Genomic DNA, 15,300 nt, shown 5'->3' with positions numbered 1-15,300 from the left:
ATCATGCGGCAGCATCCTGGCTGCCTTGTGCAGGTTTCCCGGAACCCTTGCGCTTCTTGTAGAATTCGCTCAACCACTGCTCGGGGGTCAGTTCCGACTCCAGCACCTTCTCGCGAAGGGCCGTGTCACGAAGAACGCGGTGCATGATGTCGATATTGTCGGTGGACGCGGAAATCACTGAAAGGATGTCGTCCATACCGCGGAGGTTGAGCTGGCACACGCTGGATGCATGGCCCTGCTTGACCAGGAAGCAACGGGAGCGCTCGTCCAGCGCGGTAACGACTTTGAATTCCGCCTCGGTGAGCTTCAGGCCATCCATGTAGTCGCTCTTGCTGGCGTTCGGGTTAGGCAGCAGGATCAAGGTCGCAGTCTGTTCGATCAGCGCTGCGGAGATATCGCTCTTGAGCGCGTCCTCCGGACTCTGCGTGGCGAAGATGCCAAGACCGTTCTGCTTACGAATGGTCTTCTGCTTGTTCTTCGCAAACTCTTTCAAGCCACCTTCGCCGTCCAGGATTTTCCAGAACTCGTCCATCACATAAATAAGTGGGCGGCCGTCAATCAGCGATTCCAAACGGTGCAGCAGATAGTTGATAACCGGCACACGCACTTCGGGATTGTCGATGATGTCGGTGTAATCAAAGCCAATGATGTTGGCCTTGCTCAGATCCACGGTATCGATCGGATTATCGAATACCCAGCCTAGCGAATTTCCCGATGTCCAGCGGCGCATACGGGCGTACAGACCGTCGTCGCCCATGTTCGGCAGGCTCTTCTGGAAGTTGGTCATGCTCCGCAGGTGCAACGGAGTATCCAGCATGCTCTCCACCGCCCGGAAGATGTCCTCCTCTTCGCGGGCGCTGTATTCGCGCTTGCCGGCCAGCACCTTGATCAGGTCGGCCAGGAACTGCACGTTGGACTCGCTATTCTCGCACTGGAATGGATTGAAGCCGGTGGGCGCACCATTTTCCAGCGCCAGATAGTTGCCACCACAGGCGCGCACGAATATCTCCGCGCCGCGATCCTTGTCGAAGAAGAAAATGGTCGGCGACGGATCATACTTCTGCACTTGACTGAGCAGAAAGTTGATCAAAGCAGTCTTGCCGGTGCCCGACTTGCCAATGACCATGGTATTGGCGATCGCCTTCTCACCCAGCGAGTTCTCTGACGGATGGGTGGCGTGGAAATTGAAGTAGTACGGCTGGCCGTTGGTGGTCTGCAGCGTGGTGACGCAGTCACCCCAAGGATTGTTGTGCTGCTTGCCAGTGGCGAAGTTGTGCAGGGGCGACAAGCCCAGGAAATTCAGCGAACTGACATTGGCCAAGCGAGTACGATAGCGCCAGTTGCCCGGCAGCTGCGAGTAGAACGACGAAGTAACTGCGAGGTCTTCCTTCGTCGAAACGAAACCGGCGTTGGACAATTCGGCGCGGGTGGTGGCGATGTTCTGCGAGAGCTTGGCTTGGCTGTCGCCGAAGACAGCCATCATGAAGTGGTACTCACCCAGCACGAAATTGCCCGAGGACAACTGGTCCATGGCCTGATCGAGCTCGACGATCTGACTGACCGCCTTGTCGCCGGAGGAAATCATCATGCCCTTGGTCCGGTCCAGCACCTTCAACGCGTCCTGACGCCCCATCGGGCTGAAAGAATGGGTGATGACGTACTCGAAGTCCAGGTACTTCAGGCCATTGAGAATTCCCGGGTAGGTCCCTTCGGCGTACTCCTTGATGTTCAGGATGGCACCGAAATGGTTGACGCCATTAGGGGTGTTGATGACGAAGTCACCGGTTTTCGCCGAGAACATATGGCGACTCACCGGCAGAAAATCCTTCACCGGCGCCGACAGCACTGGTACGGGCTCGTCGATGCGGTTGACGATGTAGCCGAACAGCTCCAGCGTCTCCGAAAACACGAGGCCATTCTTGGCTTCATACATGCCCAGACGATACGGCGCGTAGTCACGAATCACCGCCTCGACGTTGCCGGCCAGCTCCATCAGCTTCTCGATCGCCTGTTCCTGCTCGGCACGCAGCTTGTCGATATTGGCCGACTTTTCCACAAATCGCTTACCGGTCACGACCGGGCGGTAAATCATCGTCAGGTAAAGCTCGTTCTGCATGATGCGCTGCGAGGAGAGCATGCCCATGTACTGGTCGAACACGTCCTGGTTGAAGCGCTGCTTAAACGTACTCCTGCTCTTCAGCGTGCGGCGGCGGCGGATGTCATGCACCCAGAAGGCGACGTTGACAAAATCCGGCGCGCGCAATGTCTGCAGAAGGCGATTAAAGGTGTTGTGCCGGTGTTCGAGTTCCCATTCCTCGCGACCGACGAACGGCAAGCCTTCCAGATGCCAGGTCAACAGGTAGTCGCCGCCCGTGGTCTTCACCACGTTCGGGGCGACATGCGACGACAGGGGAATGAATTCGCTGATGGACGTGTCTGGACTGAACATACGGCTGCTTCCAAAGGGGTGATGCTTAAGAAAATCCATTGGCGAGACCGGCGATCGCACTGCGACAGCCGGTCCCGTGCCGGCGCTCAATCCATGCGAGCCGGCTTGTTGCGGTAATGATTCGGGCTGAACACCCACATGCCTTCGTGTTCACGCACGTTGCGAACCCTGAGCTTGACCATCAGCCGCAGCCCCAGCAGCCTGAAGATCATCTCGTCGCGCTTGGCCATCTGGCGCATGATGAAAATCGCGACAGGGATGGTCAGCAGGAACCAGAAGTTCGTATACATGCTGAGCAACAGCAGCCCACCTGCCACCAGAAAGAACGGCAGGTAAGGCACGCCCAAGAACATCGCGGGGCGGGTGCAGCCGCGAAACACGACGTTCTTATGCACCGTAGAAGTGGCCGGCATGCTTGGCCACTTCCAGGGCCATCCCGGCAGCAGCACCGACACCCTCACAGCTGCCCGCGTCCTTGCCCAGCAGCATGCGAGCGATCTGACCGGCAGCGCCGATCAGCACGCCACCGATCAGGATCGGGGCCACATCGCCAATGCGCTTATGAGCGAAGGCGATCTGGTAGCCGGCGAAGACCACAGCGATGGTCACCACGGCGATCGATGCCATGTTAAGCAAACCATTCACGTTGGAGAAGAACCCGCAGACGCGCTCGTCGGTGCCGCCGTAATCGGTACCGGCAAAAGCTTGCGGGGCGAACAGCACGCCGGCGAAGGCGACAGCCATCAGCATGGTCTTCAGCGTGCGCTGGGCCTGGTCGACATCGAGATTGAATCGCTTCATGGTTGGGTTTCCTTGTTGATGGACTAACAGAACTGAACAGACCGGCCGGGGGACCGGTCACACCACGACTTCGTCAGAACACGAAGGCCGCATCCCCTGCGGGAATTTGCTGAATCGGCGCAGCAGGTGCCGCGACCGGTGAGTTGTACAGGTTGCCAGGCGAAGCCGCCGGTTGATCGCGCTCCCCCCAAGGGCGGAGCATCACGGGACCTTCGTTGCCAGCTGCCGTCGCACCCGGAAGTTGGTTCGGCAGCGTCTGCCCACCTGGCCCAACGGCAGCCGGCGGCAATTGTTGTGGGTAGTTCTGCTGCGCGTAGCCCTCCTCGGCCTGCCCCTGCGGCTGCATCATGCGGTCCACCGACCCCAGCACAACCCGTGACAGAGCCTGGTCGGCAATACTGAGCAGACTTCCACGGGCCATCGCTCCGGTTGAGGGATAGACCGCATATGCCCGCGCCGGGTCATTGGAAGGCAAAGGAACGGCAACGGCATTCTGCGCCACGATTCGCGCTTCCACCGGCGATGCATTCTGCGGGTGGTGCTCGACCTTGACCACGCGGCGCTCACTGCGGCCAACGACATCAATGGGCGCGCTGCCATTACTTGCCAGTTGCTGTCCACGACGCATGGAGTCGTAGATTTTCTGCACATAGCCGTGGCGGAATCCGGTTTCGAAATTCCCCGAGTAGTAGCAACTGAATGACTTGCCCCAATCCTGTCCGGAGCGCTTGTAGCAGTCGGCCAAGATCCGCGAACCTGCCTGCAGGTTTGCGCACTGCTGGAACGCCTTTTCGTAGGAATCCAGACCATACTTGCCCAGGTTGTACCGATTGACCTGCGCGAGACCCACGGAGAAGTTGTACCCCTTTTCTTCCAGCATGCGCACCGTGGCCAGTGCTTCATCAAGCGACTTGGGCTGGCGTACCAGCGCTCCGCCCACTACCCCGATCGCGTAGGGGTTGCGCGAAGACTCGACGTTGATGACGTGCTGCATCACGTCCATGGAAACGGCCATCTCCGGGCACGCCATCATTTCAAGCCCTGGCAGCATCGCTCAGCCCTCCTGCCCCTGGGCGCGCCCAGGATTGAAATCGATACCGGTGATATAGCGCGAGCCTGCGTGCGCCTTGATATGTACGACGATATCAATGGTCATCATCAACAGACGCTTGATGACATTGAATTCCAGACCCGAACCTTCGGTCGACGCCTTCACCATCAGCGCCAGCTGGTCCCAGGTCTGTTCCGGACTGCCAGCGTGGCAGCTGGTGATCGAGCCGGGGTGACCAGACGCGCAATTACGGATGAAGTAGAACGCCTCATCGCCACGCAGCTCGGCGAGGATGATGCGTTCGGGCTTCATGCGCAGGCAGGCTTCCATGCAGCTCTTGGCCGTCACGTTGCTGGCACTCTGCCCGCCCTTGGAATAAAGCAGGTGCACGACATTGGGCTGAGTCAGAAACAGTTCGCGCGCATCTTCGATGGTGACCAAGCGCTCGCTGTCCGGAATATGGTTGACCAGCGCCTTCATGAAGGTGGTCTTGCCGCTACCGGTGGCGCCAGAGACGACGATGTTCTTGCGGTACATCACCGCACGCCTGAAGAACTCGGCGTACTCACGCTGCTGCCGCAGCTCCAGCAGTTCGCGATCCTGCTCGCTGAGGCTTCCATCCTGCTCAAGAATCTGGTTGAAGAAACCATCTTCGTGATACTGGGTAAGTGACTTGGTGTGCTTGGACGGCAGACGGATCGTGATCGACACCTTGCCCGCATCGCAGGCAGGCGGGATCACGAACTGTGCGCGCTGCCCGGTCGGGAAGGTCAGCGACACAACCGGGTCGGCATCGGTAATGCGCTGACCAGTGTTGCTCTCGTTGACCACCGCGGTGCAGAACTGCCGGGCCCGTTCGAACGTCAGGCCCGGCACATCCACGTGCTGCCACCCTGCCCGCGTCTCCAGGTACAGCTCGCCCGGACGGTTGATGCAGATTTCCGTCACGTCAGGCGAAGTCATGTACTCGGCGATGCCCAGCACTTCGTACTGATAGCGCAGGAAATCGCTGGAGACGAGGGCGAGGGGTGACACTTCGGCGTCCATGGTCGTTTCGTGGTTTACCGGCGCGGGTTCAGCACGTTGGTGAAGTCAACGTCTTTTGCAACATAGACGTTCACGATCGTGCCCTGGTTGATGGTGACCGTCGGCGGACGGTTACTGCTGTTCAGCGCATCGTTGGCCAAACGCTCCATGGTGCGCGCAGTGGCGCTCTCATAGGGTGACTGCACGGCGAATCCACTGCTTGAAACGGTGGTGCTCTCCGGACCGTGCTCTGCGGCGGCGTACTTGAATGCGTCGGCGATCAGGCTGACCATCAGCGCCGAAGCGATGCGACTGCCCCAGTGGGCGCTGTACTGGCCCGGATGCCCGGCGCCACCCAACTGGTCCACGCCTGGGCTGGACATGGCGACATCGATGCCATTGGGGGTCGTTACGCGATCCCATATGACTTCCACGCGCTTGCCCTTCGGGCCACCAGCGTACGCTCCGTAGATCTTGGATCCCTTCGGCAGCAGCAGGCTACGACCGTTGATTGAATAGACCGGCTCAGTCAGCAGGCAGGAGGTGTATCCCGAAAGGTCGGTGATGATCCGCGTTTCAAGAACGCACCGCAGGTAGGTACCGCGTACCAGCAATGCGTCCGGGCTCTGGATGAAGCTGGCGCTGGATACATCTTCGACATCCGGACCGCGACGTTCCTTCTGCGGCCCCTGCTGGTTGGGCATCATGTTGGCCAGCAGTGCCTGCCGAGTCTGCTCGTCAATAGCGGAACGCTGCCCCGGCATGCCCGGGCGATTGCCTGCGCCAACCGCTGCGTCATCTGCACCGGAGATACGACGCTCGAGCAGCGTCGGGCCACGCGGCTGCATCTGCTCCGGGCGCGATGAGATCGGCACCAGCTCCGGCGAGGAACGCGGCGGATCGGGCAGCATCGGGATCGGCGGCAGTGGCTCGACCGGCGGTGGCACGGTCGACTGCGCCGCATCGATTTTGGGCAGCTCGGGCGTTGAGGCGCGCGCGACTTCACGCTGCTTGGTCGCGCTCTCATCTTCTTCCTGGCTGCCGCGGAACAGCAGGAACCCCATCGCCACCAGCAGCAACAGAATGCCGCCAAGGAACAGTAGCGCCTTGCGGTTGAGGCGCTGCTCTTCAGCCGAGCGAAGCTGCGGCGCGCTGGCATCCAGATCAGGTGCAGCCTGGGCCTGGGCGTTACCGTAGTACGGGTTGGAACTCGGCTCCTGGCCCGCCGGGCCTTGCCCGTACGGGGACGGTTTCGGGTCGTTGTCCGGAGTGTTCTGCTGGCTCATTTCTTCACGTTCCTTCGCAGACCAACGACGTAGTCGCCGTGGCGGATGACCAGGTACGGGTAGGTCCCGTGGACGATCAAAGTGTTCCCTTCGACTGTGGTGTTCACCACGAAGTCTTCACCGTACTCCTTCTCGCGACCGAACACCGCCGGGAAAATGCCAGTCTTGTACTCGGGCGAGTTCGGCAGCTTCAAGTAGGTGAAGCGACCATCGTCGTAAGCGTTGACGGGGATCAGCCACCCCATCTTCTTCGCCTTGCTGGTGGAATAGGAGTAATTGAAGTTGTACGGACGATCCTTGGCCAACTCGGTGCTTAGCAACGGCTTGGCTTCCTCTTCGACCGCTTCCTGAGCCACGCCGAACACAGTCTCGTTCGGGTACACGAACTCGATCTTGTACTGCACGCCCGCACGACGCGCCTGTTCCAGCTGACGCCAGTCGGTCGCAACCACCTTCAGTTCGAAGATGTACGAATGGGTTTCGGTGCGCACCATCATGTTGGTGTCCACGTCGACATTCTTCGGCTTGAGATAAAACACGTTCTCGCGACGGGTAAGTTCCCAGCCGTTGCTGAAACCAGTGCTGTAGTCGAGGATCTTTTCGTTCGGACTCAGCTCGATCTGGGTGGTCAGACCCAGCCCGGTACGAACCGGATAGATCCGATCCTTCTCATACTCGTATCGGTCCACCGCTTGTGCCATTGCCGCGGTGGAAAACACCAGCGACAGCAACGACAGCAGCGCCGATGCGCCCCCCCTGACTTTTCGACTACTCATCGGTTGCTTGCTCCATCAGCATTTCCGGTGGATTGATTCTGTGTGCGGTTCATTACCCACCCCGCATCGGTTGCGCCTGCTGCAGCGACGTGCCCTGTGGCTGTCCCTGCATGGGCTGTCCCTGCATGGGCTGTCCCTGCATGGGCTGCCCCTGCATGGGCTGTCCCTGCATGGGCTGTCCCTGCATGGGCTGTCCCTGCATGGGCTGTCCCTGCACGGGCTGTCCCTGCACGGGCTGTCCCTGCATAGTCTGGGCAGTGGCAGGATCAATCATTGGGGCGGCTGCAGGACCATTCGGATCGTAGACACCCTGTGCCCGCTGCGCTGCCTCCTGCGCCTGTTGTTGCATCGCGCTGTCGTCGGGCACCGGCACGCCACGGGCGTAATCATTGTCGACGCGGTACTCGGTGACCTGAAACGCCAGCGGGTTAAGCACACGATCCTGTTCGGACAGCGCCAGGTTCTGGTTGTATTCAAACCGCATCGTCACCAACTGGTTGTCCAGATAGGTGGTAATTCCGGTGCGCTTGTCGAGCAGACTGCGCTGGATGCGTACCGATGCACCGCGGAAGCTGCCATTGGCCTGCGCGGCCAGCGGCGTAATGCTGAGTATCTTCACGCGGATGGCCTTGCCGCGGCCGTACATCACGAACGGGTTCTGCGGGTTATTGCCGGCATAGCGCTGCTTCATGCTCGCACCGACGGCATCGCTGGACATCACAAACACCAGCTCCCAGTCCCGCAGACCCATCACCGCCGAGTCATACGACTCGCGTGCCAGCACATACTGGGCGACGTTGCTGCGATTGACCGCTTCATTGGTGGTGATGGTTTCACCCTGGAACGTGCCGCGCAGGCGCGCGACCGTGGCCGTACCCGTATAGGCATCGGCCATCACCAGGAACGGCACCTTCTCCTTCAGCGGCAGCATGTAGTAGTAGCCACCGGCCAACGCCAGCGACATCAGCAACGAGCCGGTGGCGACCCACCAGGCGCGACGCTCGCTGCGCCGGGCCATGTCGGCCACGGTGATCTCGTAGCTGACCGCCTTGGCGACCGACTGCTCGACCTTGGGGCTGTTGCCTGCATCCTTCTTGCGGAACATGGATTCTTCCGTACTGCTGAAACATCAATGGGCGCGACGCCCCTGCGCACGGCGCGGGGTGCGGCACGTTCGATGATTTCGAGGCGGTCTCAGCTGCCGCTGCTGGATTCGGGATCCTGGGCCGACGCGGTCGGCGTCGATCCAGCACTCTGCACGACGATCTGGTTGCCGACGATGGAGACGGAAACGCCCTGCGCCGCATAGGCTGCCGTGAGATCGATCACGGCCTGCTGTGCGTTGGTGGTGTCGATCTCCGACACTGCGCCATACAGGGTGAAATCCGAACTGAGGCGATAGTCCAGCGTGCGGCCGGAATCCTTTGCCCAGCGCTCGAGCATGGCCTTCAGCGTGCGATCCATCGGCGACGCCTGATAGACGTAGCTGGAGTACAGCGGGATCTCGGTCGGAGCCGTCGCGAAACGGTTGACCGGCTTCCAGCGTCCTCCGAAGTCGGGGGCGGGCTTGGTGGCACAACCGGCCACCATCAACGCCGCCACTGCGGCGATGGACATTTTTGCAATAAACGCCTGATTCATACGGGCTTCACTTTGACGTACGAAAAAGCAGTCCCGATGTTGGTCCCTTGGTCGTCCGGCACTGCGCGATGCACGCCGAAAACGTAACGAATGCACTGCTTAACAGCACATGGGCACGGTTCCCCTGCAGCTCGAAAGCTGCCAACCAAGTCGCGTGAAGCAACCTCATCCGAGGCCCCTTTCACGCACCCTCACCAACGTCGGAACCATCCCTGTTCCCATGGCTGAAACTCCTGGCCACTCTGAAAGCATGACGAATCACACAGATTCGCAAGCCATGCATAGATTCGCACAACCTCGCGTCAATTCCATGTCAGACAAGTCTGAAATCTACTGACGTATGGTGCTTTTTTGACGCAGCTCACTAATTCACTTCCATGAACGCGTGCATCCGTCACACTTTCAAGTCTGCAACTTAGACATCCAGCATCGGCACGTCAACCTTTGGCAGTAGACGTGACGTGAAATAGCGGTCCTTGTAATAGCGAATCTTGTCGCACTTGACCGGATGCGGGATGCCTTCGTACAGGAAGACTTCCTTGTCCGGCCCCATCGCCTTGAGCTCCTGCGGCAGCATCAGCGCACGACGCTCCTCGGTGAAGCTATGGGTCTTTTCACGTGCGTGGGTGACGTTCTTCTTGCGGATGGTGGTGTAACCCAGCATGTCCGAATAGTCGTTGGCATCCTGCTGTTCGCGCGGGGCGTACAGGATCTGCAGCGCGTGATTGGTGATGATCGTGCGCGAGACCTCGCGGCCGTAGGTGGCATCCAGCTGCGACATGCTCTGGATGATCGGCAGCAGGCGCACGTTGTAGCCGGCCATGTAGGACACCGCCGAGGCGATGATCTCGACCTTGCCGATCGAGGTGAATTCGTCCATCAACAACAGGCACTGGTACTTCAGGTCCGGATTGGACTTGGGCAGTTCCTTGGTGTTGAGGTTGATCAGCTGGCTGAAGAACAGGTTGATGATCAACCGGCTTTCGGCCAGCTTGTTGGGCTGGATGCCGATATAGATGGTCATCTTCTTCTTGCGCACGTCGGTGAGCAGGAAGTCGTTGGTGCTGGTGGCCTTGTCCAGGACCGGATTGATCCAGGGGTTCAGCGGTTCCTTGAAGGTACCCAGGATCGAGGCGAAGGTCTCGTCGGCCTGGGACAGCATGTTGGCGAATGCCGAGCGCGCGTTACTGCTCAGGAATGGGCGCTCGGACAGTCCCTTGAGGAACTTCTTCAGGTCGCTGCCATCGCCGGAGGAAAGGCGGTAGACCGCACCCAGGGTCGGCGTGCCCTGCCCGCCCGGGAAGCCGCTGCTGCGCTCGTCATCCCAGTTCTCGAACAGGTACAGGGTGAAGGCGATGAAGGCATTGCGCGCTTGGCTGATCCAGAACTTCTGGTCTTCCGAGCCATCGGGATACAGCATCGCGCCGATGCTCATCAGGTCCGAGACACGGAACGCCGGGTCGTCGGAGACATAGCTGAGCGGGTTCCAGCGATGGGTGCGGCGATCTTCGGCGAAGGGGTTGAACAGGTAGATCTCCTGCCCCTGGCTGGCGCGCCAACCGCTGGTCAGGTCGAAGTTCTCCTGCTTGATGTCCAGCACCACCAGCGATTCGCCGTACTCCAGCAGGTTCGGGATGACCACGCCGACGCCCTTGCCCGAACGGGTCGGGGCCGCCAGGATCACGAATTGCTGTCCGTCCAGCCGCACCAGCTTGCCGCCATGGCTGCCGACCACGATGCTCTGGCCGCTCTTCTTGAACATGCCGTGCTTGGCCAGATCGGCGCCGGTGGCAAAGCGCGCGTCGCCGTGCAGCGAGCGCTTGTCCTTCTTCAGCAGCACGACCAGGCCGACGATGGCCAGCACCAGCAGCGGCAGGCCGAAGCCGAGGTAGCCGGCCCACTTGATCTTGCCCACGAACGGGGCAACCTGCGGCTGGCCGAGGGCGTGGAAATACTGGTAATAGGTATTCCAGGTGAGCAGCTTGGTATCCAGACCAAGCAGCAGCAGCGTCAGGTAACCGGAAAGCACGAACCCGAGCAGCAGGGTCGCCAGCGTGATGATGGCGATGAGCAGATACTTCTTACTGGACAACACCCGAATCCTCCATGATGCGCCCGAGGGCGCGACGGCTTAGCGGCGGCGTCGCTGCGACGCCTTTCTCCGCAGGTTGACTTCATTCTCCAGCCCGGGCTCCACGCCCTCTTCCCGCACCAGTTCCTCAAGGTACCGGCGCGCATCGGCCAACGACATCAGGTCGGTCAGACGTTCCCCACCGTCGACGATGACCGCATGGCCGACCACATCGCCGGGAGCGTACACCGGCTCGTGGGTCACCGCTACCAGACGGAAGCGGCCGCGTAGTTCCAGCTGATGGGTGTATTCCTGCATGTCTCATCTCCCTGATGGTATCCAGATGCCATTCCTGCAGCGTCCGATGATGCCTGCGCCGCCGTGGTGGCGGCATGCAGACAGCCCGTACGACAATACACGCTAGCACCGGGGAGATCGCAATGGACTGGGTAGAACGCGCGCGCACACTGGCGATGGAGGCCCATGCCGGCCAGGTCGACAAGGCAGGACAGCCCTACATCGGCCACGTCGGCCGGGTGGCCGCTGCCGTGCGTGGCGATGATGACGCCGAGGTGGTGGCCTGGCTGCATGATGTGATCGAGGACTGCCCGGCTTTCGCTGAGTGGGTGCAGGCCTTTCCCGCTCCGTTGCAGGACGCGGTCCGGCTGCTCAGCCGGACGTCTGCGGTGGATGCTGACACGTACTACGCACGAATTTCGGCGGATCCGCTGGCACTGAAGGTCAAGCTGGCCGACATCGCCGACAATGCCGATGAAGCGCGGCTGGCATCGCTGGATGCCGCCACCGCCGAGCGCCTGCGTGACAAGTACCGACGGGCCTTGGCGGCGCTGGGCAAGCCGGCCACGCCGGCAGCACCACCGATCGAACACTGATTTACCCCCAGCCCGGCTGATGCCTGCTGCGGTGCAGCAGTACAATGGCCTTTGCGCCNCCGAATGAGCCCCAACTCCTCCCTGGCCGCTCGGCTGACGCCGCGCCAGCGCACCCTGATCATCCTCGCCCTGTCACTGGGCGGCTTTGCCATCGGCACCAGCGAATTCGCCAGCATGGGCCTGATGCTGGAGATCAGCCGCGGCCTGTCGATCAGCGAGACGCAGGTCGGCCACCTGATCAGCGCATACGCCATCGGCGTGGTGGTGGGCGCACCGATCCTGGCCTTCGTCGGCGCCAGCTTCCCGCGCCGCAAGCTGCTGCTGGCGCTGATGGGGTTCTATGCGGTCGGCAATCTGGCCAGCGCATTGGCCCCGAACTACGGCACGATGCTGGTGGCGCGCTTCGTCGCTGGCCTGCCGCATGGTGCCTACTTCGGCGTGGCGATGCTGGTGGCAGCTGCGATCAGCCCGGCCGGCCAGCGCGGCCAGGCGATGTCGCGCGTGCTGTTGGGGCTGTCGGTGGCGATCCTGATCGGTAATCCGCTGACCACCTGGCTGGGCCAGCAGCTGAGCTGGCGCACCGCCTTCGCCCTGGTCAGTGTGCTGGCCATCGCTACGGTAGCGATGATCGCGCGCTTCCTGCTGCCCGATCCGGATGAGGTGCGGACCTCGCCGATGCGCGAGCTGCGCGCATTCAACACGACCCAGGTTTGGCTGGCGCTCTCGATCGGCGCGGTGGGCTTTGCCGGCATGTTCTGCGTGTTCACCTACCTGGCACCGACCCTGGTGCAGGTGACCGGCGTGGCCGAATCGTGGATGCCGCTGGCGGTGGGCGTATTCGGCATCGGCGCGATCATCGGCAACATCGCCGGCGGCTGGCTGGTCGACAAATTCCACTTCAAGGCCGCCGCCGTGGTGCTGGTGTGGTCGATCGTGATGCTGCTGCTGTACCCGCTTGCTGCAGAATCGGTGTGGACCATCGGACCGATGATCATCACCGTGGGCACGATGGGCGCCCTGGCTGCGGTACTGCAGACGCGCCTGATGGACGTGGCGGGCGAAGCGCAGACCCTGGCCGCCGCCTCCAACCATGCGGCGTTCAACACCGCCAATGCACTCGGCCCGTGGCTGGGCGGCATGGCGATCAGCGCCGGCTTCAGCCCGGCCACCACCGGTTACGTCGGTGCGGCGACGGCGGTAGGCGGCTTGGTGCTGTGGTGCGTGTCGGTGATGCTGGAGAAGCGCAGGGTTGCCATCGCCGGCAGCCGCTGAACTGCGCACGGTTCGTCAGCCGTCGCCCAGGCGACGGTGTTGCCTTGGAGGCAACAGATAGCACCGCGCTGGCAGCGGCTGCACACCGAACCTACCGCAGGTAATAGCTGAAGCGTTCGCCCAGTGCCATGGCCTCATCCTGGCGCTGCACCCGCTCAAGCACATCGACGATCTGCTGGAAGCGAGCCCCCAGCGCCTCTCTGGAAACCTGATGGCCGCTCCAGGTCAGCTGCAGCGGGCGCTCGACGCTGGCACTCAGCAGATCCCAGAGGGCGTCGAGATTGTTCCCATAACCGCGCTCGACACCCAGTTCGAACGCCAGCGTCTCGTGGAATGCCCGCTCGCTATGGATGCGGTTGCCGTCCAGTTCGATGTCCATTGCGGGCTACTCCGTTACCAGCGGCGAGTGGAAATCCAGCTTGCATGCCATGCCGGCCGCATGCGCAGTCCTGAAGCGTAGCAGCGGACCTCGTTGACTTCGCCACCGCGCCGGCCTGACAGACTCATCACGGCAGGAAAACGAGGATGGAGACACTTGTCTGCAACCGAGAACACCATGCCGGACCCCGGCCACTTCGCCATCCATGCCTTCGAGGCGGCGTTCAATATTTCCGGCGACGTGGAGCGCATCATTTCGCTTACCGTGTCATGCTGTCATTGTGCGGAAATCACCTGCGCCCAGGATGCAAACCTGTTGCACCTGCCGGGCGGTACGCTGTTCCGTTGTGATGCCTGTGGCTGCCATCAGGCCATCAGCAATGCGCGCCTTTCGGACTGGCAACTGCCGCCCCTGCTGGGCGTATGAGGACGTACCATGCCGTTGACTGAAGAACAGTTCAACATCCTGCGCGCCATTGCCGATGCGCACCCTGTGGGAAGCGATGCGGCGACGTGGGCCGTGAAGGAAGGCCTGGCCGTGCAGGCGGAAGATGCGGATATCGACCTGACCCCGCGTGGGCGCGACATGCTGGCCTCCCAACCGGCGCGCTGACCGGGCAGCACTGGCAGGCAGCATGCACGTGCCGTGGTGAACTCATCACGGCGTCTGCGCGCTGGCGGTACGACAAACACACGGCGTAGATCTGCGTTGTTGCAGAGTTGCGCACGCCAGCCCCCAAGCGCGACACAGCCCTCATGCACCGCCAGCTTTCCCCCACCTGCCATGATGCGATTGCCCTGCGGGCCGGCGCGCTGGGCAGCGTGTTGGGCGTGGCGCTGTTCAAGGCCTTTGCACTCTCCGCAGCGGCGGCAGGCTCGATGATGACGGTGGCGCTGTGGCTGCTGGGATGTGCTGTGTTGGCAGCATGGGCGCTGGCGGCCTGCCTGACCTGCCTGGCATTGAGCCGGCGTGTGTTCGTGCTGATGCTCGCGCTTTCGACGGTGTTCCTGATCTGCATTGCCTGACCGGCAGTCGGCAGCTTCCGAGCAGTTCCACAATTGTTACTCAATAACAAGTGCTGCCAGTCGGATTGCGCGTGAGCCAAGTCACGGATTGAATTCGATGGCCAGACCGGCCCTCTTGAGATCCTCCCATGCGCCTGCTGCAGCCCCTGCTCCGCTCCTCTGTCTGTGTCCTTGCTCTCGCTTCGATCAGCGCCTGTGCCACCTATGACGATTCGGCCATGCACGCAGCTTGCCAGGAGTCGCCGCATGTGAAGGACCTGCCGCCTGAGGTTGCCGCCCGCGAAAGCCGATGCAGCAAGAGCGTTGAGGTCTGGTCGAGCGAGCGCAAAGGCAGTGACCAGCCGCTGGACCTGAGCGGCAAGAAGAAGGATCTCTGAAAGACGGCGGCGCACACCCTGCGCGGGCTGCGCCTGATCCCAGGTGTGGCAGTCCGCGGATGATGCCGAGGCGCGACTGGGCGCCTCGATGCTGATGGCCTCGATGGGGCCGCCTACGAACAGGGACTGCGCGTCCTGCCCTGCGGTGGCGATCTGCGGCAGGCAATGCTGCCGCTGATCGTGCGCGGCGGCGCCACCGGCGTGCTGGTGGCTTTGGCCGGCACGCCGTATTCGGATCCGTCCGCGCGTCCAT

General features: G+C 61.7%; 17 protein-coding genes and 1 pseudogene. 6 read left to right on the top strand and 12 right to left on the bottom strand.

The genetic code is table 11. The features are described from left to right. Position 1 precedes the first annotated feature (1 nt). From TEP_RS07495 to TEP_RS07445, 11 genes and pseudogenes are all read right to left on the bottom strand, one after another. Positions 2-2,449: a VirB4 family type IV secretion/conjugal transfer ATPase gene (locus TEP_RS07495; RefSeq protein ID WP_132826476.1), complete on the bottom strand. Its 2,448-nt coding sequence runs from the start codon at positions 2,447-2,449 to the stop codon at positions 2-4. An 86-nt stretch (positions 2,450-2,535) separates the two neighbouring features. Then, on the bottom strand, positions 2,536-2,844 hold the full coding sequence (locus tag TEP_RS07490) for a VirB3 family type IV secretion system protein (RefSeq protein ID WP_132826475.1): 309 nt from the start codon (positions 2,842-2,844) through the stop codon (positions 2,536-2,538). Beyond that, positions 2,837-3,250, bottom strand: coding sequence for a TrbC/VirB2 family protein (locus TEP_RS07485; RefSeq protein ID WP_132824814.1), 414 nt, complete (start codon positions 3,248-3,250; stop codon positions 2,837-2,839). Before TEP_RS07485 ends, TEP_RS07490 begins: the two co-directional genes overlap by 8 nt. A gap of 73 nt (positions 3,251-3,323) precedes the next feature. After that, positions 3,324-4,301, bottom strand: coding sequence for a lytic transglycosylase domain-containing protein (locus tag TEP_RS07480; RefSeq protein ID WP_132824813.1), 978 nt, complete (start codon positions 4,299-4,301; stop codon positions 3,324-3,326). 3 nt (positions 4,302-4,304) lie between these two features. Then, complete coding sequence (gene virB11 / locus TEP_RS07475) at positions 4,305-5,348, bottom strand: P-type DNA transfer ATPase VirB11 (RefSeq protein WP_132824812.1); 1,044 nt, start codon at positions 5,346-5,348, stop codon at positions 4,305-4,307. A gap of 14 nt (positions 5,349-5,362) precedes the next feature. Further along, the gene (locus TEP_RS07470) at positions 5,363-6,613 is read right to left on the bottom strand and encodes a TrbI/VirB10 family protein (protein WP_132824811.1); all 1,251 of its coding nucleotides are present in this window, start codon (positions 6,611-6,613) and stop codon (positions 5,363-5,365) included. Continuing rightward, positions 6,610-7,389, bottom strand: a complete 780-nt coding sequence (locus TEP_RS07465) for a TrbG/VirB9 family P-type conjugative transfer protein (RefSeq protein WP_132824810.1) — start codon at positions 7,387-7,389, stop codon at positions 6,610-6,612. The genes TEP_RS07470 and TEP_RS07465 overlap by 4 nt, the downstream gene beginning before the upstream one ends. Continuing rightward, positions 7,386-8,494: pseudogene (locus TEP_RS07460) on the bottom strand (type IV secretion system protein). Before TEP_RS07460 ends, TEP_RS07465 begins: the two are co-directional and overlap by 4 nt. A gap of 89 nt (positions 8,495-8,583) precedes the next feature. After that, positions 8,584-9,030: a hypothetical protein gene (locus tag TEP_RS07455; RefSeq protein ID WP_132824809.1), complete on the bottom strand. Its 447-nt coding sequence runs from the start codon at positions 9,028-9,030 to the stop codon at positions 8,584-8,586. A gap of 415 nt (positions 9,031-9,445) precedes the next feature. Further along, on the bottom strand, positions 9,446-11,125 hold the full coding sequence (locus TEP_RS07450; RefSeq protein WP_032976218.1) for a type IV secretory system conjugative DNA transfer family protein: 1,680 nt from the start codon (positions 11,123-11,125) through the stop codon (positions 9,446-9,448). A gap of 36 nt (positions 11,126-11,161) precedes the next feature. Continuing rightward, positions 11,162-11,419, bottom strand: a complete 258-nt coding sequence (locus TEP_RS07445) for a hypothetical protein (RefSeq protein WP_025878723.1) — start codon at positions 11,417-11,419, stop codon at positions 11,162-11,164. 122 nt (positions 11,420-11,541) lie between these two features. On the opposite strand from TEP_RS07445, the gene TEP_RS07440 reads away from it, so the two are divergent. Together TEP_RS07440 and TEP_RS07435 are read left to right on the top strand one after the other, a co-directional pair. Then, positions 11,542-11,994 (top strand): HD domain-containing protein, encoded by a 453-nt coding sequence (locus tag TEP_RS07440; protein WP_132824808.1) that lies wholly within the window; start codon positions 11,542-11,544, stop codon positions 11,992-11,994. A gap of 63 nt (positions 11,995-12,057) precedes the next feature. Next, positions 12,058-13,266, top strand: coding sequence for an MFS transporter (locus TEP_RS07435; RefSeq protein WP_132824807.1), 1,209 nt, complete (start codon positions 12,058-12,060; stop codon positions 13,264-13,266). Between the two features lie 91 nt (positions 13,267-13,357). On the opposite strand, the gene TEP_RS07430 is transcribed toward TEP_RS07435, so the two are convergent. Further along, on the bottom strand, positions 13,358-13,645 hold the full coding sequence (locus TEP_RS07430; protein WP_132824806.1) for a barstar family protein: 288 nt from the start codon (positions 13,643-13,645) through the stop codon (positions 13,358-13,360). Between the two features lie 177 nt (positions 13,646-13,822). Between TEP_RS07430 and TEP_RS07425 the strand changes: the two genes are divergently transcribed. The 4 genes from TEP_RS07425 to TEP_RS07415 all read left to right on the top strand — a co-directional run bounded on the left by TEP_RS07425 (position 13,823) and on the right by TEP_RS07415 (position 15,047). Continuing rightward, a complete protein-coding gene (locus TEP_RS07425; protein WP_132824805.1) occupies positions 13,823-14,071 on the top strand; it encodes a hypothetical protein in 249 nt (82 codons plus the stop codon). A 9-nt stretch (positions 14,072-14,080) separates the two neighbouring features. After that, complete coding sequence (locus TEP_RS19755) at positions 14,081-14,257, top strand: hypothetical protein (RefSeq protein ID WP_165933902.1); 177 nt, start codon at positions 14,081-14,083, stop codon at positions 14,255-14,257. A gap of 143 nt (positions 14,258-14,400) precedes the next feature. After that, on the top strand, positions 14,401-14,670 hold the full coding sequence (locus TEP_RS07420) for a hypothetical protein (protein WP_132824804.1): 270 nt from the start codon (positions 14,401-14,403) through the stop codon (positions 14,668-14,670). Between the two features lie 128 nt (positions 14,671-14,798). Continuing rightward, positions 14,799-15,047 (top strand): hypothetical protein, encoded by a 249-nt coding sequence (locus TEP_RS07415; protein WP_132824803.1) that lies wholly within the window; start codon positions 14,799-14,801, stop codon positions 15,045-15,047. The last annotated feature ends 253 nt before the right edge of the window (positions 15,048-15,300 follow it).

The organism is Stenotrophomonas sp. TEPEL (genome assembly GCF_004348785.1).
Taxonomy (GTDB): domain Bacteria; phylum Pseudomonadota; class Gammaproteobacteria; order Xanthomonadales; family Xanthomonadaceae; genus Stenotrophomonas; species Stenotrophomonas indicatrix.
Note: the sequence above shows the minus strand (reverse complement) of the source record. Positions and strands in the feature narration are given on the sequence as shown.